24 protein-coding genes, 1 tRNA gene and 2 pseudogenes are annotated in these 21,612 nt (G+C 35.2%); 23 read left to right on the top strand and 4 right to left on the bottom strand.

The window, feature by feature from the left end; translation table 11 throughout:
* Positions 1–281: 281 nt before the first annotated feature.
* A complete protein-coding gene (locus ACONDI_RS01715; protein WP_241079774.1) occupies positions 282–1,589 on the top strand; it encodes a cyclic 2,3-diphosphoglycerate synthase in 1,308 nt (435 codons plus the stop codon).
* 158 nt (positions 1,590–1,747) lie between these two features.
* On the top strand, positions 1,748–1,984 hold the full coding sequence (locus ACONDI_RS01720) for a hypothetical protein (RefSeq protein WP_241079775.1): 237 nt from the start codon (positions 1,748–1,750) through the stop codon (positions 1,982–1,984).
* Positions 1,985–2,052: 68 nt separating this feature from the next.
* On the opposite strand, the gene pfkA is transcribed toward ACONDI_RS01720, so the two are convergent.
* Positions 2,053–3,012: a 6-phosphofructokinase gene (gene pfkA, locus ACONDI_RS01725; RefSeq protein ID WP_241079776.1), complete on the bottom strand. Its 960-nt coding sequence runs from the start codon at positions 3,010–3,012 to the stop codon at positions 2,053–2,055.
* A 252-nt stretch (positions 3,013–3,264) separates the two neighbouring features.
* On the opposite strand from pfkA, the gene ACONDI_RS01730 reads away from it, so the two are divergent.
* The 9 genes and pseudogenes from ACONDI_RS01730 (at position 3,265) to ACONDI_RS01765 (ending at position 9,639) form a co-directional block, all read left to right on the top strand.
* Positions 3,265–4,455, top strand: a complete 1,191-nt coding sequence (locus tag ACONDI_RS01730) for a pyridoxal phosphate-dependent aminotransferase (RefSeq protein ID WP_241079777.1) — start codon at positions 3,265–3,267, stop codon at positions 4,453–4,455.
* A gap of 218 nt (positions 4,456–4,673) precedes the next feature.
* The gene (locus ACONDI_RS01735) at positions 4,674–6,131 is read left to right on the top strand and encodes a YncE family protein (protein ID WP_241079778.1); all 1,458 of its coding nucleotides are present in this window, start codon (positions 4,674–4,676) and stop codon (positions 6,129–6,131) included.
* Positions 6,132–6,228: 97 nt separating this feature from the next.
* Positions 6,229–6,303 (top strand) — tRNA-Arg (locus ACONDI_RS01740).
* Between the two features lie 175 nt (positions 6,304–6,478).
* Entirely contained in the window at positions 6,479–6,652 is a 174-nt protein-coding gene (locus ACONDI_RS01745) for a hypothetical protein (protein ID WP_241079779.1), read from the top strand.
* Positions 6,653–6,807: 155 nt separating this feature from the next.
* Positions 6,808–7,029: pseudogene (locus tag ACONDI_RS01750) on the top strand (HEPN domain-containing protein); the annotation flags it as partial.
* Between the two features lie 370 nt (positions 7,030–7,399).
* Positions 7,400–7,858, top strand: coding sequence for a hypothetical protein (locus ACONDI_RS01755; protein WP_241079780.1), 459 nt, complete (start codon positions 7,400–7,402; stop codon positions 7,856–7,858).
* 149 nt (positions 7,859–8,007) lie between these two features.
* On the top strand, positions 8,008–8,526 hold the full coding sequence (locus tag ACONDI_RS01760) for a hypothetical protein (RefSeq protein ID WP_241079781.1): 519 nt from the start codon (positions 8,008–8,010) through the stop codon (positions 8,524–8,526).
* A gap of 129 nt (positions 8,527–8,655) precedes the next feature.
* Positions 8,656–8,901, top strand: a pseudogene (locus ACONDI_RS15795) (hypothetical protein); the annotation flags it as partial.
* A gap of 174 nt (positions 8,902–9,075) precedes the next feature.
* Entirely contained in the window at positions 9,076–9,639 is a 564-nt protein-coding gene (locus ACONDI_RS01765; RefSeq protein ID WP_241079782.1) for a SagB/ThcOx family dehydrogenase, read from the top strand.
* A 52-nt stretch (positions 9,640–9,691) separates the two neighbouring features.
* Here the strand turns inward: ACONDI_RS01765 and ACONDI_RS01770 are convergent, their stop codons facing one another.
* Complete coding sequence (locus ACONDI_RS01770; protein WP_241079783.1) at positions 9,692–9,955, bottom strand: spore coat protein; 264 nt, start codon at positions 9,953–9,955, stop codon at positions 9,692–9,694.
* Positions 9,956–9,972: 17 nt separating this feature from the next.
* Positions 9,973–10,218 carry a hypothetical protein gene (locus ACONDI_RS01775; protein WP_241079784.1) on the bottom strand — a complete coding sequence of 82 codons (246 nt, stop codon included), beginning with the start codon at positions 10,216–10,218 and terminating at the stop codon, positions 9,973–9,975.
* 114 nt (positions 10,219–10,332) lie between these two features.
* Between ACONDI_RS01775 and thpR the strand changes: the two genes are divergently transcribed.
* The 6 genes from thpR to ACONDI_RS01805 all read left to right on the top strand — a co-directional run bounded on the left by thpR (position 10,333) and on the right by ACONDI_RS01805 (position 15,004).
* A complete protein-coding gene (thpR, locus tag ACONDI_RS01780; protein ID WP_241079785.1) occupies positions 10,333–10,890 on the top strand; it encodes an RNA 2',3'-cyclic phosphodiesterase in 558 nt (185 codons plus the stop codon).
* A 54-nt stretch (positions 10,891–10,944) separates the two neighbouring features.
* On the top strand, positions 10,945–11,274 hold the full coding sequence (locus tag ACONDI_RS01785; RefSeq protein ID WP_241079786.1) for a hypothetical protein: 330 nt from the start codon (positions 10,945–10,947) through the stop codon (positions 11,272–11,274).
* Positions 11,275–11,383: 109 nt separating this feature from the next.
* The gene (locus ACONDI_RS01790; RefSeq protein WP_241079787.1) at positions 11,384–12,856 is read left to right on the top strand and encodes a tripartite tricarboxylate transporter permease; all 1,473 of its coding nucleotides are present in this window, start codon (positions 11,384–11,386) and stop codon (positions 12,854–12,856) included.
* A 19-nt stretch (positions 12,857–12,875) separates the two neighbouring features.
* The gene (locus ACONDI_RS01795) at positions 12,876–13,313 is read left to right on the top strand and encodes a tripartite tricarboxylate transporter TctB family protein (protein WP_241079788.1); all 438 of its coding nucleotides are present in this window, start codon (positions 12,876–12,878) and stop codon (positions 13,311–13,313) included.
* Between the two features lie 32 nt (positions 13,314–13,345).
* Entirely contained in the window at positions 13,346–14,407 is a 1,062-nt protein-coding gene (locus ACONDI_RS01800) for a tripartite tricarboxylate transporter substrate binding protein (protein ID WP_241079789.1), read from the top strand.
* Between the two features lie 147 nt (positions 14,408–14,554).
* The gene (locus ACONDI_RS01805) at positions 14,555–15,004 is read left to right on the top strand and encodes a DUF441 domain-containing protein (protein WP_241079790.1); all 450 of its coding nucleotides are present in this window, start codon (positions 14,555–14,557) and stop codon (positions 15,002–15,004) included.
* A 67-nt stretch (positions 15,005–15,071) separates the two neighbouring features.
* Here ACONDI_RS01805 and ACONDI_RS01810 read toward each other — a convergent pair whose 3' ends face one another.
* Positions 15,072–15,830 (bottom strand): hypothetical protein, encoded by a 759-nt coding sequence (locus ACONDI_RS01810; protein WP_241079791.1) that lies wholly within the window; start codon positions 15,828–15,830, stop codon positions 15,072–15,074.
* 342 nt (positions 15,831–16,172) lie between these two features.
* Here ACONDI_RS01810 and murI point away from each other — a divergent pair, with 342 nt between their 5' ends.
* From murI to ACONDI_RS01840, 6 genes are all read left to right on the top strand, one after another.
* On the top strand, positions 16,173–16,976 hold the full coding sequence (gene murI / locus ACONDI_RS01815; protein ID WP_241079792.1) for a glutamate racemase: 804 nt from the start codon (positions 16,173–16,175) through the stop codon (positions 16,974–16,976).
* 27 nt (positions 16,977–17,003) lie between these two features.
* Complete coding sequence (locus tag ACONDI_RS01820) at positions 17,004–18,461, top strand: methylaspartate mutase subunit E (protein WP_241079793.1); 1,458 nt, start codon at positions 17,004–17,006, stop codon at positions 18,459–18,461.
* Between the two features lie 92 nt (positions 18,462–18,553).
* A complete protein-coding gene (locus ACONDI_RS01825; protein ID WP_241079794.1) occupies positions 18,554–19,510 on the top strand; it encodes a GerMN domain-containing protein in 957 nt (318 codons plus the stop codon).
* Between the two features lie 142 nt (positions 19,511–19,652).
* Positions 19,653–20,126, top strand: a complete 474-nt coding sequence (locus ACONDI_RS01830; RefSeq protein ID WP_241079795.1) for a hypothetical protein — start codon at positions 19,653–19,655, stop codon at positions 20,124–20,126.
* A gap of 90 nt (positions 20,127–20,216) precedes the next feature.
* Positions 20,217–20,942: a ribonuclease PH gene (gene rph, locus ACONDI_RS01835; RefSeq protein WP_241079796.1), complete on the top strand. Its 726-nt coding sequence runs from the start codon at positions 20,217–20,219 to the stop codon at positions 20,940–20,942.
* A 35-nt stretch (positions 20,943–20,977) separates the two neighbouring features.
* Positions 20,978–21,607: an XTP/dITP diphosphatase gene (locus ACONDI_RS01840; RefSeq protein WP_241079797.1), complete on the top strand. Its 630-nt coding sequence runs from the start codon at positions 20,978–20,980 to the stop codon at positions 21,605–21,607.
* Positions 21,608–21,612 lie beyond the last annotated feature (5 nt).

Consider the following 21,612-nt stretch of genomic DNA (forward strand, 5'->3'; position numbering starts at 1 on the left):
TAAGATATATCGTAACTGCCTCTCCTTTGTTTTCTATGTAATTTTTTGCTTTTTCTTCTATATGAATCATTTTATCACCATCACTTTGATTTTTTTCTTATTATTTATCTTGTTAAATAGCTATTATATAAAATTTGCGACTATTATAACATACCTCGGCGGGGTATAAAAACATATAGTTTAAATATAAAATTTTGTATTTTAGAAGGAAAGTAATGCTGAATTATATAATATAAAGAGTTAGCATTTTATAGCCTAAAAATTTAAAAAGGGATGAGATTATGAAAAAAAGAGTTTTAATCATGGGTGCTGCAGGAAGAGATTTTCACAATTTTAATGTTTATTTCAGGGACAATGAAGAATATGAAGTTGTAGCAATGACAGCTACTCAAATTCCAAATATTGATGGTAGAAAATATCCTCCAGAACTTTCAGGTAAGTTATATCCTGATGGAATTGAAATTTTTGCTGAAGAGGAATTAACAGAGATTATCTCAGAGAAAAAGGTAGACGAAGTGGTATTTGCCTACAGTGATGTGCCTTATGAACATGTGATGAATAAAGCCGCTGAGGTAAACGCAGCAGGGGCAGATTTTAAACTAATGGGACCAAAGACTACTATGTTAAAATCGAATAAACCGGTTATTTCAATTTGTGCTGCAAGGACAGGAATAGGAAAAAGTCAGACAACCAGAAGAGTATGTGATATTTTAAGAAACAAAGGGAAAAAGGTAGCTGTAATAAGACATCCAATGCCATATGGTGACTTAGTTAAGCAAGCATGTCAGCGGTTTTCGGATTATAATTCTTTAGATGAGCATGAGTGCACAATTGAAGAAAGAGAAGAGTATGAACCTCATATTGATAAAGGTATTATTGTTTATGCAGGTGTGGATTATCAAAAAATACTTAAAGAGGCAGAAAAAGAAGCTGACATTATCATCTGGGATGGTGGAAATAATGACATGCCGTTTTATCAGCCAGATTTACATATAGTTCTTGTTGATCCCCATAGGCCTGGCCATGAACTTAAATATTATCCTGGAGAGGCTAACCTAAGAATGGCAGATGTAGCTTTGGTTAACAAAATTGATACAGCTACTAATGAAGGCATAAATAAAGTTAGAGAAAATATAGAAAAAATCAACCCAGAGGCTACAGTTGTAGAAGGAGCCTCACCTATATTTGTTGATGATATAGACATGATCAAAAACAAAAAAGTTTTAGTGGTAGAGGATGGCCCAACTTTAACTCACGGGGAAATGGAATATGGAGCTGGAACTATAGCTGCTAAAAAGTTTAGTGCTAAAGAAATTGTCAATCCTAGAGATTATGCTACAGGAAGTATTAAGGACACTTTTGAAGAGTATACGCATATTGGAAACTTGCTTCCCGCTATGGGGTATGGACAAGAACAGATGAAAGATCTAGAAGATACAATAAATAAAGTTGATTGTGATACAGTTGTGATAGGAACTCCTATTGATCTTAGAAGAGTAGCAGATATCAAAAAGCCTGCAGTTAGAATCAGGTATGAATTACAGGAAATAGGTGTACCTACGCTAGATGATATATTGAAGGATTTTTAACATTTTAATATCCTTTATAGTTTAATATGCTAGAAGGTTTAATATTTACCGCCTCCAATTAATTTTAGATTTCGATATATTTGATCTGGATATATTTGATATAATTGGAGGCGGCTTATAAGTTTCATTATATTTTATTTCCTTTTGGGGGAGAAGATTTGGAGAAATTTAAAAGGATGTTTTCAGGCAAATCCAAGGCCAAAAAAGCACTGCTGACCCTGATTATATACAGGGGCGCAAAGATCTTGGCTCTTTATTTGATTTTTTGGGATCGTCCAATAATATGGATGCCAACAGTTATTACGACAAGTATACTGTTATTTTTCAATATACGATCCGAAAAAAGACAGCTGCTAAAAGAAGATAAAGAAAATCAAAATAAAAAGGACCATTAACTAAATGCAAAAAAACTAAAAAGAAAAAGTCGTTAGATTGTTTTTGATTTGATATTAAAGTTATATTTTTAAATTGACAGAGAATTATTCAAAACAAGAAGCTCTTTTGAAAATGCTTTTTTGCCAAATATAACTTCATCAAGATTAGCTGTGGTAATCTTGCCGTTATTTTTTACGATGGCCACTCCTGCTGTATTATTTACTAATTGGTCTACTGCTTTTGCCCCCATACAACTGCCTAAGATTCTATCTCTTGCAGTTGGTGAGCCTCCCCTCTGAACATGCCCAAGAACCGAAACCCTGTTTTCAAGCCCTGCTTTTTCTTTAATTGTATTGCTTAGCTTAGATGCCGGGCCGACACCTTCTGCTGCTACTATTATGCTGTGCTTTTTGCCTCTATTGATTCCTTTGAGTATTTTGTTTATGACGACATCAATATCATATTCCTGCTCAGGGATCAATATTGATTCAGCCCCTCCTGCAGTTCCTGCCCATAGGGCAATATTTCCGCTGTCTCTACCCATAACTTCTATAATAAAAATCCTTTCATGAGAAGTGGCGGTGTCTCTAATCTTGTCGATCGTTTCAATAACTGTATTAACAGCGGTATCAAAACCAATAGTCAGTTCAGTATTTGGGATATCATTGTCTATTGTTCCGGGGACACCTACTACAGGAAATCCTAATTCCCCTAATTTTTTGGCGCCTCTAAAGGAACCATCGCCTCCTATTACTATAAGTCCATCGATATTAGCTTCATTTAAGTTATATAGAGCAGTTTTTTGTCCTTCTTCAGATTTGAATTTGTCACAGCGAGCAGTGGACAACACAGTGCCGCCTCGCTGAAGAACATCTCCTACATCACCGATTTTTAATTCTTTGAAATTATTCTCGATTAATCCCTTGAATCCGTAATATATACCTACTGCTTTTTTGTTAAGATAAATACATCGACGCACAGCAGCTCTAATTGCTGCATTCATACCGGGAGCATCTCCACCACTTGTAAGGACTCCTATTTTTTCCACGATTATCACCTGCCCAAAATATTGTTGAAAAGAATTCTAGTTTAAAAACCATTAAGCTTATTGGAATTGCTATATAATAGGATAACATATTTTTAACTATAACATTAGCGCAACTTGTTTCCTAAATTGTTTATAAGAAAACTTGTTTTATTTGCAGGTGATTCCCTTTATTATGTAGTAAATATATCTGACAGTAAGATTAATATAATCTAAGAAATGCATACTTACAAAATCAAGGAGGTTTTTTTAACAATGCTTTCTGACAAAGCGAAAAATGTGAGTCCTTCTCCTACTTTAGCTATAAGTGCCAAAGCTAAAGAGATGAAAAGTCAAGGCATAGATGTAATTGGATTTGGTGCAGGAGAGCCTGACTTTGATACACCAGAACATATTAAAAAAAGAGCAATTAAGGAAATTGAAAATGGTTTTACAGGTTATACTCCGGCAGCTGGTGTGCCTGAATTGAAAGAAGTGATAGCAAATAAGCTAAAAAGAGATAATAATTTGGACTACAGTGCAGATCAAATAGTAGTTTCTAATGGGGCAAAACATTCAATCTTGAATGCGTGTTCTGCACTATTAAACGAAGGAGATGAAGTTTTAGTTCCCACACCTTACTGGGTAAGCTACCCGGAGCTTGTCAAATTAGGAGGAGGAACCCCCAAAATAATTGAAACTAGTGAGGCAAACAACTTTAAGGTTACAATAAAAGACCTTGAAAACAGTTTGAGTTCAAAAACCAAGCTTTTAATTTTAAATAGTCCATCTAACCCTTCCGGTCAGATGTATACAAAAGAAGAACTGAAGGAGATCGGAGATTTTGTAGTTAAAAATGGTATATATGTTATTTCTGATGAAATTTATGAGTATATAGTTTATGACGATAATAAACATGTTAGCATTGCATCTTTAAGCTCCGAACTTAAAGATAGAACGATAATAATTAATGGAGTCTCTAAGAGTTATGCAATGACCGGCTGGAGAATAGGATATACAGCCTCTAACCTTGAACTAGCCAAAGCAATGGGAGCAATGCAAAGCCATGCTACCTCAAACCCCTGCTCTATATCTCAAATGGCTGCACATGAGGCTATAAGTGGCCCTCAGGACTGCGTGGGAGAAATGGTCAAAGAATTTGATAAAAGAAGAAAATTCATGCAGCAAAGAATTAAAGAAATCCCATATCTTGAAGCTATGGAGCCCCAGGGTGCTTTTTATATGTTTGTCTCTATGAAAGAGACAAGTGGGATGAAACATGAGAATAATGAAATTAATGACAGCCAGAATTTTGCTAAATATCTATTAGATAGTAAAAAGGTTGCCCTTGTACCTGGAGATGGATTTGGGGCTAAATATTATATAAGAATATCTTATGCAACTTCTATGGATAATATAGAAAGAGGTCTAGACAGGATAGAAGAATTTGTAAAAGAGCTTAGTTAATCTCTTTTTTCACATATTAAGCAAATCAGTTTGTAAAATGAGTCGGATGTTAGTGTTATGACATTCCGGCTCTTTTTTTGTGCCAAATTGTAATTTGAAAATCGACAGAGAAATCGCCGGTTATATTTGACGCAGCGTAGTAGGAGTGCTAAAATTACAATACAACAATACCCGCCCCCTAGAGGGATGGGATAACTTGGCGAAGGAGGAAAAGTGTTATGCGAAGGTATTTAGTCTTAACGATGGCGCTTGTTTTGGCTGTGGCGATGATAAGTTTATCTGTAGGTTGTGAAGAAGAAACTGAGGATCTTGAGCCTGGAGACAGTAACGGTGAAACTCAAGAGGAAAAAATAGAAGAGGCTAATGAAATTGATGACACTGATGAAGTTGATGAGACTTCTCTGTTAAGAGAAGACAGTGATGGAGGGATTGACTCAAGGGTAACCTGGGAAAATCCTGGAGAAGAACTGCCGGAATTTACGATTGGGTTAGATACTCACGCTGGTGACTTAACCATGTATGATTTGGCAGAACTATCTAACCTAACAACTGATGCTGGAGATGAATTTTCCCTTGAGTGGGAATTTACAATGGAAAGCTCACATCACCCTGAAGGTGTTTTGACGGCTGTAGATGGAAGTTTTAGCCCTGAAGCAGAGCAATTAGTACTACAGATCGAAGATTTGGATGGGGCTTTTTTAGAATTTGAATGGAATTTAGAATCGTTAGAGGTTGCTGATTTGGATGCTGATGAAAGTACTAATGAAAACGAAGCCTCGAGATTGGCTGTGGCTAATGCTGTAAGTGGCAGTGTATCTATATTAGACATAGATAACTACAAAAATATTGCTAACCATACTCTTGTTGACAATCAACTTTCTCACGGTATAGCAGTTGATGAAGAAAGAGGGTTGGTTTATGCGGGTGGACTAGATGAAGAAGAGTTAATAATTTTTGATTACGAAGAGGAGGAGGTTAAAGAAAGGGTCGAAATTGACGCCAGAGTTCACGGTGTGGATTTGACCCTTGAAAGAGATTATGTATTGATCTCTAGCGCTGCCCTTGAAGAAGATGATGAATATGACGTGGTAACTGTGGTTGATACTGACAATTTTGAAATTAGTGAACGCTTGGATGAGTACCCCTGGCAAAGTCCTGCTCATATAAATATTGATCCTCAGGGTCATTATCTGTATGTTGCAAATGTAATGTCTAATGATGTGGCAGTATTAGATGCTGATAATTTTGAACTTGTAGAGATGGTTTCAGTCGGTGAAATGCCAAATGAGGTGGTTTCTTCTTACAACGGAGATTATATATTTTCGGCAAATGTTGAAGACAGTAATATAACTGTAATAGAAACAAGAACTTGGGAAGTTGTAGATACCATATCTGCTGGAGAGGGTGCTCATGGTATTGCTGTCACACCAGATGATGAAGAGGTCTGGACCGCTAATAGAGATTCTAATACTGTGAGTATTATTGACATTGATACAGGAGAAAGAGTTGAAGATATTGACCTAGAGACTTATGCCAACCACGTTACTTTCTCTGCAGATGGTGAAAAGGCTTTTGTCACCAGAGAAGACGATGTGGCCGTTATTGATGTTAATAACAGAGATATGATAGATACTATACCAGTCGAAAAAGAACCTCACGAAATGGAAGTGTTATAATAATGATTAAGATAGTTGCTTCTGCTAGTTAATTTTGTCAGCTGTTAGACACGAAAATTTAGCTATGATATAATTTAACTGCTTATATAATTAAAATGCGCCTATAGCTCAGCGGATAGAGCACCGGCCTCCGGAGCCGGGAGCCCAGGTTCGAGTCCTGGTAGGCGCACCATTTAAGAAGTCAACAATGGCAGTGTTTCCTGTAGGTGGGAGATGCTGCCATTTTAATTTGCAAGGGTGAACTGCAAACATTTTGCAAACATAAAATTTAGTTAGAAACAAAAGGATATTAACTTACTCATGTTGAAATAATAATATATTAAAGGCATTTCTTGGGAGGTTTAAATATGTCTATTATTTTAAAAAAATTAATATCCTTTTATAAACCGGAAAAAGTTTACCTTTTTGGTTCACAAGCAAGAGATGATGCTAATGAAAATAAAAAGATACTTCTAAACCTAAGCGCTTTCGTACTTTGGAGTTTCGCAGAAATTTACGAGGGTATAATTATTATCCTGTAGATATTTTGGTCTATACCCCTCAAGAATTTAAAAATGAAAGCAATATTAAGGGTACCATAGCCTACCATGTTAAAAGGGAGGGGAAATTGCTATATGACCAAGGAGATACAGTTGCTAGTTAAAGAGTGGTTTGATTAGTATTTTTTCAAAAAGATTTTAGAAAATCACATAATTTAAGCTATCTCTTAGAACTTTTAGAGCAAGATATCCCTGAAAACATTATGGAGGCAGCAGAATATTTAAATGAATATGCTGTTGAAGCAAGATACCCTGGTAATTTTCCAACTGTATATGATGAAGAAGCTGAAAGAGCACTTGAGTATGTCAAAATCATTAAGGATTATATTATCGACTTAAGGAATAATTTCCAAATTTAACTGCTACTTTGCATAGCAGTTTTTATTTTCCTCTCAATTTCATCTAAAAGTACAAAATTAAACTGGGTAATTTTTATTTATCAGGAGTCTTTTCATATTTTTGACCAAAAATCATATTTGAGGAAAGAGATGATGGGACTTTTAGAGTAGGGGAGTACAAAATTAAAGATTTAGAGAAAGAGGAAACAGTTCAAAAACCAAAAACTACAGTGCGTTAGTTATTAGTATCGGATAGAAGTGTCACAGTTGATATTAAAGACGAATTAGAGAAAAATTTTAAGAAGTATTACTAGGAAAATAACTAAATAGAATCAAGATATTGCTTAATTAAACAAACTGATTAGTTAGTTAAATTTAAAGGAGTGGAATAATGGGATTAAACAACAAATTAATGCGGATAATTGTTATAACAATATTATATGTATTTTTACTATCTTTACCAATTTTTGAGGAGGTTCAATATACAGTTACTTATTACGTAATGATTATTCTTTTATTGCCAATTACAATTTATAGCATAATTATGGATAAAAAACTCAAGAAAAAATTTTACAAGCGATGGCAAAAAGTAAGGGAACAAGGATTTTGGATAAATATTGTTAGAGAAGGGATGCGATCGCTTGTTTTTATGATAACATTAGTAAGTATTACACAATTCATCGTTAATGGTCGTACTCCGTTAGAAATAATATCAAAGTTATCAGACAGTGCATTAGTATGGATATCATTGTTTCTTTTGGCATTTAACATAGTGGTAGGGGTAATCGCTTGGTACGAGAATGAAAAAAGGTACAACCGAATTCAATATGCTTTGAAAAATAGCAATTAATTTAATTCCTACCTATACATCATCCGATTTATATGCCTTAAAGCGGTAGCTATTTGCTATTGCTTTATATTTATTTTGGCAAATCAACAACAAACTTAGCCTTTGAAAAAGAATATAAAGTTGAGATTAATGGGGGGAAGGTGATGTAAATGCCCGGTAATGAAAGTGATGATCTTCTATTAGTAAAAGCAATTGCCCATGAATTTACTAGGGCAAAGCTAGCCTTTTTTTATTTTTTAGATTTGTCGGAGAAAAAAAGTATAAAACCAGAGCAGTATGATAATTCCAGAACACTTTTTTTATTGTATAATGCATATGGCTTATTCATACACCATTTATATGAATATCAAAAAGGATGCTTTAAAAGAGAGTTTAGGAAATATCGAGAAGATAAAATAAATAAAATTGACGAGCTAATAACTAATGAACTGGATAAATTTTTAAGAAATTGTGTGATTTTGATAGAACATAATAAAGCACCAGCCTGGATTGATAGCCACCGTAAAACTTTTTATGAAAAGGGGGCTCCTGCTGATTTTGGAAAAGACTTTAGAGAGGTAAGAAATTATTTAGCACATGTTGATCTTGAACGCATTAGAGGGGAGTCCCGTCTCAGTTTAAGTGAATTTTATCTAAAATTATGGAATAGAATTAATAGATATATTTAATAGATAAAATAAACGTCGAATTTAGAATGAAAAAAGTAACAATGGGAAGATAACAAATTACAAACTGAAGGGTATGAATGGAATCCTCCGGAGTGGATTTATATAGATGAAGAAGGGATCCCACTTCCTCCATTTAAATGGGATGAAGAAAGACGTGCAATTCTTCGAGCCGAAATAGATGCCTATTATGCTTATTTATATGGTTTAAATTATGATGAACTCAGATATATTCTAGATCCTAAGGATGTCTATGGTGAAGATTTTCCGGGTGAAACATTTAGGGTTCTTAAAAATAAAGAATTACAAAATTATGATGAGTATAAAACACGTAGATTAATATTGGAAGCCTGGGAACGTTTAAGCTTAGGCAATTAATTATATTTAAAGTTTGGCAATGACATAGATTTTTTTTAAGGCAAATTTGATTGTGATCTTTGAAAAATTATCTGACATTTTATAGAATGGTTCTTAGCTAGCCTTGCCAGTAAAAACTTATGATTTTTGGTTGAAGGAATAAAAGTGAATAAATTTTGAAAGGGGGAATGAGACTTGATAAAACTACCAGCTCCAAAGGTTGCCGGGAAAAAATCTCTAGAAGAAGTAATAAACAAGAGAAAGTCTATAAGAAAATATTCAGACTCTTTCCTTAGTTTAAATGAAGTATCTCAGCTTTTGTGGGCTTCCTCTATGGTACCTTCGGCAGGAGCTATTTATCCAATGGTTATCTATCTTGTTGCTGAGAATATATCTGACCTAGATCCTGGAATTTACAGATATAGTTCTTCAAATCATTCCCTGGAAAAATTCATTGAAGGTAATAAAGGCGCTAGCCTTGCTAAAGCCTGCTTAGGGCAATCTTTTGTTGCAAAGGCTCCTATAAATATTGTAGTTACAGCTATATATGAGAAAATAAAAGCCGGTTACGGAGAAAGAGGAATAAGATATGCTATTATAGAAGCGGGTCATATATCTCAAAATGTTTATCTACAAGCTGAGGCTTTAGAACTTGGTACAGTGGCAATCGGGGCTTTTTATGATGATCATGTGAGTGAAGTTCTAGAGCTATCAACCAAAGAGAAGCCTTTGTACGTAATGCCTGTTGGCAGAACATAAAAAATAGACCTGCCTAAAAAGGCAGGTCTTAAACTGTATTTATAGACTGTTTTTAGTAGTTTCTAGGGTTAGCCATTTCAGGGTTATACCAGCCCTGGGATTTCATTGATTCTACAATGTTTTTGTGCTGATCTAGAGTATAGTCATGTAGATTAAGGAAAGCTTGACGAGTGTCATGGGAATTAGCTTCTAAAATGCCTTGATGATAGTGGCCTGACATATGTTTTACGCTTGATAGAACATCTGTGATGACGTCTTTGTCTGACATTCTAGATTGTTGTGTGTAAGTTGGTGTACCTTCATACTGTCTATACATAGTAATCTACCTCCTTTTTAGTAATAATGTGGTCTTTGACTTTGGTTTTGGGGGAAGCCAGCCTGATTTAACCTTTCACTAATGAAGTTGACTTTTTGTTCACAACTGCTTCTGATGTCTTCGATACAGTTTCTTACTTGAGGGTTTTGTACCTGATTTAGGTACTGGTTACATTTGGATAGGCAAACTTGTTCCTGTGAAAGCTGATCTTCTAGATAAAGCTTTTCTTTTTGAGTAATTTGAGAAGTAGATTGATTGTACATTTTTTGTAGCACCTCCCTTTAAATATTTTCTAATTTTGCCTAGGACTAGTATGCTTCAAAATAAAAATTTTAAAAGTAAAAATAAATAAAAATTATATTTTGGAGGTTGTTTAGATGCGCCTTTTTTATGCAATTTTTTTTGATAAGAAAATTATTGAGACCCTTGTACAAAACCAGGAGTATATCAAAAATTATGGGATAAATGGAAGGTTTGTAAGAAGAAATAAACTACACCTTACACTTAAATTTTTAGGTGAAACAGAAGAAAAAAATTTATTGCAGATCAAAAATTCAGTAAACCCATCAGAAATTAATCCTTTTAAAATAAAGCTTTCTGACCTAGGTGTTTTTCCGCCTAAAGGAAGACCCAGGGTTATTTGGCAGGGTTTAGAAGGAGAAACAGAGAAAGATGCAGAAGAAATGTTAAAACTAAAGAATTTATTAGAAGAGAATCTTGAAGATTTAGGTTTTGAAAAAGAAAAAAGAAAGTTTAAACCACATATTACTCTTGTCCGAGATCCAAAAAATTTGAACAAAAATGACTTGGATAATATTCTTTTAAAAAAAATGACTACCAATGTGACATCTTTTTCTTTGATGTCAAGTAAACTTACAAAAAGCGGCCCAATTTATGATGAGTTATGTCGCTATGATTTAAATACTAAATATTGATTGATTCTGGTGCAAAAAGTCATATGAACAAACTGGAAGGGAGGAGGCTTTAGCTTGCATGAGCTGCTAGAACAACTAAATAAGTCTTTTGATGATAAATTTAAACAAGAGGTGTCATTGACAGAAATTACAAGATTTTCTTTGAACCTTCATAGAAGTGCTGCTATAGTTGTGACTAATAATTATATTTATACTTTGAACAAAAAACTTTTTTCTGTGAATGTAAACAAACTGCCACTTGTAAGTCTCGAAGATATATTCATGGAAGATAATAAATTAAAATTAAAAATTGCTGGAGAGATTTACCGATTGCCGGTATCATCGAGTAAGAAGAATACTGTGATGAAATTTGTTAATGAAGTAAAAGCCTTAAAGGAGAAGTAAAAAAGCCTTTAAGGCTTTTTTTTTGATGTAAACAAACACATTTATATGGGTAAAAAAATATTATGTGAAATGAAAAATATAAGCTCTGATAAAAGAGGTGAAACAGCAAATGGATATACTAATTGTTTTTGTTGGTGTTCTTGGTGGAATAATGGTGGGAGCTATGCCGGGGCTAACCCCTACCATGGGAGTCGCTTTGCTTGTGCCTTTTACATTTTATCTATCTGTTTCTGAAGGACTTACGTTACTTGGAGCGGTATATGTTGGTAGTGTCTATGGTGGTGCTATTACAGCAATTTTGGTGAATATCCCAGGGGCACCTGCATCTATTGCAACAATCCTTGATGGTCATCCCATGGCCAAAAAAGGTCAACCAGTCAGAGCAATTCATCTTGCTACAGTATCATCCTTTGTTGGTGGAGTAATAGGGGTGCTTCTTTTAATATTTTTTTCACCAGCATTAAGTAGGTTGTCTCTTAGCTTTGGTCCTGCGGAACAGTTTTGGGTAGCTATGTTCGGTATTACCATTATAGCGGCCCTTTCTGTTGGTTCTGTGATCAAAGGACTTATAGGCGGCGTTTTAGGGATCTTACTTAGTACAGTAGGTATTAGCTCAATAACCGGAACGCCTAGATTTACTTTTGGCCTAAATGAGCTAATTGGAGGAGTACATCCGATTGCAGCTTTGATAGGATTATTTGCATTATCACAAGGTCTTTGTTTTGTGGAGAAAATATTTTCAACAAATGGTGAAAGTGAAACAATTGACTTATCTTCTAAATCAACTTCAATTAAAGAAGTTGTGGCAGAAATATTGAAATCTAAAAAAATGCTTGGGCTTGGAACTTCTATTGGTTCACTAATCGGTCTAATTCCCGGAGCGGGAGGACAAATTGCAAGCCTTGTAGCTTACAACGAAGCAAAAAGGGCTTCAAACAAGAAGGAAGAATTTGGAGAAGGATGTAGTCACGGAATTATTACAGCAGAGAGTGCAAACAACGCAATGGTAGGGACATCTTTGATTCCTCTTTTGACTCTAGGCATACCCGGAAGTCCTACTGCAGCAGTGTTGTTAGGTGGTTTATTGATGAATGGGTTATGGCCTGGACCTGGACTTTTTGATGAGAACGCTGCAATAACATATACATTTTTATATGGTATGTTAGGGGCGCAATTTTTCCTTCTTGGTATAGGACTTTTTGGAGGAAAGTATTTTGGGAAGATAACTCAGATTCCTTCTCATATTATGGCACCGGCAATATTTATCTTCTGTGTAATTGGATCCTTTGCAATTAGAAACAATGTAGGTGACATAATTGTAATGCTTGTACTTGGCGTAATCATGTATTTTTTACAAAAGATTGATTTTAACCCTGCGCCTATAGCTCTTGGTTTGATCCTTGGAGAATATGCAGAGCAGGGTTTGCTCTTGGCATGGCGAGATAGTGTCGCTCATAGTTCATTATTTAGTTACTTTATGGATAGGCCGATAGTGATTTTATTTATGGTCATGTCAGTATTATCGGTAGCCTTCACTGTATTCTGGGAATACAAAAAGCAAAAAAAATGTGAGGCTAGTTAAAAAAGGCAGGTGTGGTTTTATGACGGGTTATGTTATAGATAGATTTGTTTCTATAATCGGAATTATTGTGGTTGTAATATTGTATTTGAAGATGGATGCTTATACTGAAGAAGCAAGGGTTTTACCAGGGGCGCTTCTAATTATAGCTGGGATACTGTTTTTGATAATGGCTTTTCAGTCTTTTGTTTTGAAAAGTTATACCAAAGAAGTATTTGCTAATCTTCCTGTATTCAAAATATCTCTAGTTGTTGTGACGCTATTTATGTACTTTTTTCTAATTCAAAAGCTGGGGTTTTATGTATCAAGTTGGTTGTTTTTTATGGTAATTACAACCTGGTTTAACAAAGATAAAAGCAAAGTTTTTTCCTTGGTTGTAGGAACACTTTTCATATTACTCTTGTATTTTATCTTTGGAATGTTATTAAAAGTTCCCTTACCCAGAGGAGCTTTTATATAATAATTAAAAAATTTTAGGGGGAGTGCAGAGAATTGTTTAAAAGAAGAGGTTTTAGTAAGTTTTTCATTCTTGTCTTATGTATGCTGCTGGCGTTTCAGTTAGTAGGTGTAGGATGTTCAGGAGAAGTGGCTGATGAAGAGGAGAAAGATCTTAATCCGGCAGAAGAAGCTAAAGAAGCTGAAAAAGAAAGTGATGAGGATGGAGATTACCCTAATAGACCATTGAGGTTAATAGTGTCTTACAGTGCAGGTGCGGCGACTGATACCCAGGCAAGAATTTTTGCCGAATTTGTTGAGGAGGAATTAGGTCAGCCCCTTGTTGTAGAAAACATAGAAGGAGCAGGAGGTCAAGTAGGCTGGAATGAATTTTCCCAGGTAGAGCCAGATGGATACACCCTTGCTGCGTTTAACTTGCCGCATATTCTTGCGCAGCCATTAGTTATGGAAACTCAATACACAAAAGAGACTTTTGAGCCAATATTTAACTGGGGTTGGGACCCCACGGTATTTGCAGTAAGAGAAGATAGCCCGTATGAAACAGTAGATGATTTAATAGAAGATGCCAAAGAAAGACCAGGTGAAATTTCCATTGGTAAAGCAGGGCTGTATATAGGTCATCACTTTTTAATACTGCAGGTAAAAGATGAAACCGGAGTCGAATTTAACCAAATGCCTTATGATGGAGCAAGTGATGCTGCAGCAGCACTGCTAGGAGGGCACATCGATGTGGTTTCCGGTAATTTGAGTGATATGCATAGGTTAAAAGAAGACGGAGAAATAAGAATCTTAGCCATCGCAACAGAAGAAAGACATGAGTTTGAGCCTGATGTTCCTACGTTTAAAGAGTTGGGCTATGAGGATGCTATTATGAGCACTGATAGGGGTATTGCTGCACCCAAAGGCACCCCCGATCACAAAATCGAAAAATTAGAAGAAGCCTTTTATGAAACCGCACAAAATCCTGACTACAAAGAGCAAATGGAGGAAGCCGGAGCAGACTTAATGTTTCTTGAAAGAGATGAAGTATTTGATGAATTTGAAGAAAGAGAAGAAATTCTAGAAAATCTACTGCAGGAATTTGGCCACCTTGATTAAGCTAAAATTGATTATTGTGCTTATGTGAAGAGACTTTTTGAACCAAATCTAAATTTAAAACAAAATATACTGGGTATTTAATCCCGTCCTCTACCATAAATTTTAGTATGAAGTAGATTTTTGAAAAGCTCAAAGGAGGGCGGGATTATGTCCCAGGGTACAATTGTTATATTAGTGGTGTTACTTTTATCTCTTATAGGACGTAACAACCTGGTGATAGCAGCGGCAGCTTTGTTACTTGTTATGCGGCTAACTGTTCTTAAAGATACATTTCCATTTTTGATTGATAGAGGTATAGAGCTTGGGATATTATTCTTAACATTAAGTGTTTTGACACCTTTTGCGGCAGGTCAAGTAACTTTGTCTGATGTTCTAAATACTGTAAAATCACCAGCAGGATTGGCAGCTATCCTCTCAGGTGTACTTGCATCTTATTTTACCGGAGAAGGTGTAAATCTGTTGAAAACTAGGCCTGAAATAATGGTAGGCTTAATTATAGGTTCTATCTTAGGTGCTTCGCTGTTGAAAGGGGTTCCGGCTGGGCCATTAGTTGCTGCTGGATTTGCGGCTGTTATAATACAGAAATTAAACCTATAAAAAACTCCGATCAATATCGGAGTTTTGTAACCTAATAAATATACTATTTATTTGTTAATTTACTTTGTTAATTGATATTACCGAGATCATCATTAACGCTGTTATATTCTTTTTCTAAATCAGTGTTAACATCCTCATCTACGTCTAATAGATCATTAAGAAACAATTTAAATTCACCGTGTTCAGGACAGCTATATAATATAGTGGTTGATCTGGTGATATGTTCTTTGACTATGCAGCCGCATTCTTTACACTTAACACCCTGATCGTGTACAGATAGTTCATCTTCTTTTAGTGCTTCATAAACATCTTTTAGAAGTGGGTGTTGTGATTCGCCTTTAACATAGGGTGCTACGTACTTGTTAAGTCCAAGTACACGTTTTTTGGCATATTCAACACCGGTACCAATTTCTTCAGCGATTTTGTTGATGTTTTTTCTGTGCTTTAAGTATAACTCGGCTATACTATGCTCATCGGGCTCTATTGGTAGAGACCGATGGAATTTATCAGAGTACTTTTGGAACAAATTAGATACGTTTTCGCATCTTTCTTTTCCTGGAGAAACTTTAACGAATACATCGTAATAGTTTTTTACCTGCATTGTTTCATACATTTGAATTTCAGATTTAATGAAAACTTCTATGTTGGAGAAACTGTCCTGATCATTCTTGCAACTTAAGTAACCCTCTGCAACGTCGTCTTCTTGAGGGGTGACAGGCTTAAGTTTGCCGCAGACTTGTTTTAGTTCTTGTAAAAAAAGGTTTAAATTTTCTAAATCTTTGAATTTACCTCTATATGTGTAGAAAAAATTTTTGACTCGTTCCATATACGCCACCTCCGAAAAAGTCAGCTCCCTGAGGCTACAAGTAAGCTTGTAGCTATACTATAACACAGGGGGATGTAATTGTCAAAAAGTTAAAACTAGTGCAAATAAAATGGTGCATTTCTAATAACATAATGGTTGTTTATAATGGTTGACAGTTTTTGCCCCTGAAAGTAAACTTAAATTTAAAAAAGATTATATTGATTTTATACTCGTATTTTATTGTATAATGGTATATAGATTTGTATTTTTCGAGGGGCATCTTCAGGTGGTGTATTAGAAGAGCGATTGTATACAAATTAGAAGTTGGTTAGTTAAACTAGCATTAATTAAGGAGGAAGATGGATGAAACCCCATAAAGCTATAGCATTGATTGATTCGGGAGTAGGTGGATTAACTGTAGCAAAAGAAGTTATGAATGAGATGCCCAATGAAAAGTTGATTTATTTTGGTGATTTGGTCCATATGCCTTATGGTCCCAGGTCAAAAAGAGAAGTTAAAAATTTTGTTTATAAAATTACTGAATTTTTGATTGGACAGGATATTAAAATGGTAATAGTTGCATGTAACTCCGCCTCTGCAGCAGGCCTAAACGAAATTAGAAATCAATTTGAAATACCAGTAATTGGTGTTATTGAGCCTGGTGCAAGGGCAGCTATAAAAAACACAGAAAGTGGAAAAGTAGGAGTGATAGGTACAACAGGTACCATAGAATCAGGAGCTTATGAAAAAGCTATAAAAAGAATAGACCCTTTTGTAGAAGTTTATAGTAAAGCCTGTCCATTATTTGTATTAATTGTAGAAAATGATTTGATAGGTAGCAGTGAGGCCTTGGTGGTTGCAAAGGAATATCTCAGGCCGTTGAAAGAAGAAGGGGTAGATACTTTGATATTGGGGTGTACTCATTATCCTCTTATGAGAGATGTTATTCAAGAGGTGATGGGACCTGAAGTAAAGCTAATTAATTCTGCAAAAGTAATAGCTAAAAAAGCTGGTAGAATATTAAAGCATGAAAACTTGATTAGGGTTAATGAAAAACCTCCTAGACATCGCTTTTATGTTAGCGGATACTCGGAAAAATTTCAGGAATTGGGCAAAAAGTTTTTACATCATGAATTAAAGGCTTATGAGGTGAAAATTTCCGAATAATTCCGGAAAAATATAAGGAGGCAATTGATGAGAAGTATACGAAACAAAGCTGACGGTTTTCTAAAAGAAAGGGAAAAGGTTTTAAAAGAGTGGGAAACCGGACAGGAAGTAAATTTAAAAGAAGCGGCAAATTATCACAAGAATTTGCCGGATAATAAAAAAGCAAACTATACTTTGATGAAGTCAAAAGAGGAGGACGAGATTTTATTACAGTGTCTTGGTAGTTATGCATCTTTTCAGCGCCAACTCGCCTTTTATAAAAAGCTTCAGGAAGAAGGCAATGCAGATATTTTGACTGTTAACGTAGATTCCTTTACTCAAAATAAAGACCACCAAAGAGCAAAACATGATTATGAGAATGAACTTTCACACGATCGAATTTTGTTGGACGGTTTTCCCCTGGTTGTTCACGGGATAATTGGCTGTAGAAGGTTAATAGAAAACAATGAAGTTCCAATACAAGTGCGTCATGAGGGCACAGATGTAAGGCTGATGGCCGAGATTTCATTTGCTGCTGGTCTTACAGATTTTCTTGGAGGTGGAATTTGTAATACGGTATTTGATCCTCAGGCAAAGTCTATAGAAGAGAATATCAATAACTGGAACTACGTGGATAGCTTAGTTGCACTTTACGAAGAAAACAATGTAAGAATAAATAGAGAAATATTCGTTCCACTTACAGGCACTTTGATTCCGCCTTCTCTTCAATTGGTGCTAATAATTTTAGATGGACTCATATCTGCCCAAAATGGGGCTAGATCCATAACCCTTTGTTATAATCAGGGCGGAAACATGGTTCAGGACGCGGCAGCTTTATTGGAGATGGAAAATCTGTTTTTTGAATACCTTAAAAAAATAGGGTTTGATAAGCTGGATAACTTTGAAATTACAACTTCTTTTTATCAGTGGCCAGGTGGATTTCCTGATGATGAAGCCAAAAGCTTTGGGATAATTGTCCTTGGTGCCATGGTAGCCTCTTTTGCTAATGCCACAAAACTTGTCGTCAAAACCCCTAATGAAGCCGTTAGAATGCCTGATGAAGAATCCTACGTAAAAGGATTGAAAGCAGCTAGGCATACTCATTCCTTGTCAAAATACCAGGTCGATATTTTACCGAGTGAAAAAATAGAAGAAGAAAGAGAAATTATTAGAAATTCCACTCGTTCTATTTTAAATGCTGTACTAAGCAATTTTGAAGAAGAAATTGATTTAGACATAACAGGTGCGTTTGAAAAAGGTGTTCTTGATCTGCCTTTTTCGTCATTTGGAAAAAACCTTGGACTTGTAATGCCAGTTAGAGATGATAAGGGTGCTGTGAGATATTTTGATTCTGGCAAATTGCCTCTTCCTGATAGTATTAAAAAATATAATAAAGAACAGATAATAAAAAGAGCAAACAAAGAAAATAGAGAGCCCTGTTTTCAAATGGTTATAGATGATATATATGCTGCTGGAAAAGGATTGATCTACTGGGATAATGATTGAAATTTTATTTTTTTGCTTGTATTAATCATTTTTTCCTTCCTTTTAAAATAAATAAGAGTATAAGAAGAATATTTAAAAGGGAGGAAAAAAAGATGAGGCGTAGGGTCAAGCTTTTTGCTTTGATTGTTATGATAGTCATGATGGCTGTGTTTAGCTCAGGGTGCTTTTTCTTAGACTTTTTATTTGGCACAGAGGAAGAACCGGATGAACCATCTGTAACTGAAGAAAAAAAGGAAAAAGAAATTGAAGAATTTGAAGATGATGAAGATGAAAGAGAGACCACTTTTTATCTATTGGATGATGAAACTGACAAGATAGTTAAGACTACGAGCAAAATCCCCTGGGCCGAAGGAATTGCACAAGAGACTTTGTCAAAGATGGTAAGAGATGAGGAAAATCTGCAGTACTGGGCAGAATATGAGTTGGAACCGGTCATACCTTCTGGTACCGAAATAAAGGGAATGACTATTGATGATGATGGAACAGCTAGAGTTAATTTTTCAGAGGAATTTTTGGAGTATGAAGGAGAGTTTGGTCAGCTTTTAAATGCTGTAGTGTACACATTAACAGAATTTGATACAATTAATGGAGTTGAGTTTATGATTGAGGGACAGATGCTTGAAGACTTGCCCGAAGGAGCGGAAATATCCGGAAGAGTTGATCGTGTGGGAATCAATACTGAAGTTGCAGTAGTTGCTGATGGTGAAAATCCTGTTACATTATACTTTGTAGCTGAGAAAGGTGATAACACGTTCTATGTACCCGTTACAAGAATGGTTTCTGATGAGGCAGAACTAGAAGGAGAAGCCCTTGCAGAACTGATTAATGGTCCGGATCCTGATAGTACTCTAAACTCGTATGTTTCCTCTGAAATAACGCTGAATGATATTGATTTAGATGATGGCATATTATATCTTGATGTATCAGATATTTCTACTGAAGAAGGACGAGAAGAGGAAGCAGTTAATCAGATTACTTATACCCTTGAAGAATTCGAGACCATAGAGAAAGTGGAGCTGACCGTTGATGGTCAAGAATCTGTTTACTAGATTGTTGAGTAATTTAAAGTATTATATATGATTAACCTTAATGTCTAGTCATAGCCCGAATTTCGGGCTATTTTATTACTTTCTTTTTTCCTTTATAATAGAATTGATCATAAATTAAGTGTTAGGTGGGGATCTTTTAGTCATGAATATGATAGAAAAACAAAGAATAATTGCAACTTATGACAAGCCAGATAGTGAAAAAGAACTTTCGATTATAGCAAAAGAGATAGTCAGCAATTTTGTATGTGAAAATGATAAACTAATAGGTTTTACAGGAGATCCCAAGATAGGGAAATCAATTATGGTTGAAGCTATGTTTCCTGAAGTCTCCCTGGTGAATGATGATGAAAATATTAATATTCGTCCTTTTCCACTTATTGAAGATTATAAGCGTGATAATTTCAGACAGGAGACTTATCATATGGATGTTATGTTTGAGGCAGCCTTTAACTCAAAACATAAGCTAGGGCAAGCTGCAAAATCTGCGTTAAAAGCAAATAAGAGGATAATTATTGAGCATTTTGATAAAATATATCATGTAATAAAAATAAACGCTCACCTAAATATATCTATGGGTGAGAAAATTAAAGTGATTAGGTCTAAAATAGAAAGTTAAAATAAAGTACATGATGATATAAATTTTTGATTATGATAAAATTTCAGGACAGGTATACTTAAAAAATTGAATACTTAGAGGAGGAATAAAATGAATGTTAGAAAAGATAGAAAACCAGACGAAATCAGGCAAATTAAAATAGAAAAAGATATAATAAAGCATGCAGAAGGATCTGTTTTAATGTCTTTTGGAGATACCAAGGTAATATGTGTTGCGACCGTGGAGAACAAAGTGCCGCCTTTTATGAGAGGTGAAGGAAAAGGTTGGGTTACTGCAGAGTATTCTATGCTTCCTAGAGCTACAGAGTCAAGGAATATCAGAGAAGCAGCAAGAGGTAAACTAAGTGGTAGAACTAATGAAATTCAAAGGATGATTGGCAGATCTTTAAGATCGGTTGTAGATCTTGAAGGTCTTGGAGAGAGAACAATTTGGATTGATTGTGATGTGATTCAAGCAGATGGTGGTACAAGAACAACTGCTATTAGTGGAGGGTATATAGCATTAGTGCAAGCCTTGAAAGGTTTAGTAAAAGAAGAAAAGCTAAAAGAAATTCCCGTCAAAAATTATTTAGGTGCAGTAAGTGTCGGTATTTTGGATGGTGAAGTGCTTCTTGATCTTGATTTTAGTGAAGATTACAATGCAGAAGCTGATATGAATTTTGCCATGACAGATGAAAAAGGTTTCGTTGAGATCCAAGGCACAGGAGAAAGTTTTCCTTTTTCCAAAGACAAAGCTAACAAGATGATAGGTTATGCCGAAATAGGCATTGAAAAGATAATCGAAAAGCAAAAGGAATTTATAGAAAAAGAGCTTTAGTAGCTTTTGACGAGCTTTTATGAGAGGTGTAGATTATGAAAGAAGAAACTAATAAGCTAGTACTAGCCTCAAACAATGAAGGTAAAATAAAAGAATTGAGGGAGATTCTAGAAAGTCTATCTTTAAAAGATATGGAGATTTATAGTCTAAAAGATTTTGATGAGATAGGAGAAATAGAAGAATATGGAGATACTTTTGAAGAAAATGCAAGGATTAAAGCAGAAACAGTAAGCCAAAAAACGGGTTTATTAGCTTTGGCGGATGATTCAGGGCTAGAGGTTGACGTGTTGGACGGTAGGCCTGGTGTTTATTCTGCAAGGTATGCTGGCAAGGATGCATCGGATGAAGAAAATATCAAAAAGCTTTTGGGTGAACTTAAAGAAGTCTCTTTTGAGGATAGGAAAGCTTGCTTTAGATGTGTAATTGCCCTTTCACATCCGAAAATAGATACCAGATTTGTGGAAGGGAGATGCGATGGATATATTACTGAACAAAAGCAGGGACAACAAGGTTTTGGGTATGATCCTGTTTTTTTCTGCCCGGCAAAGGACAAGTCATTTGGTGAATTAGAGCCTGAAGAAAAAGCTGTCGTGAGCCATAGAGGACTGGCTTTAAAGAATCTTGCTCCAGTTTTGAAAGAAACAATTTCAAACTTAAGAAAATAGAAAGG

The organism is Natranaerofaba carboxydovora (assembly GCF_022539405.1).
In the GTDB taxonomy this organism is placed as follows: Bacteria; Bacillota; Natranaerobiia; order Natranaerobiales; family Natranaerofabaceae; genus Natranaerofaba; species Natranaerofaba carboxydovora.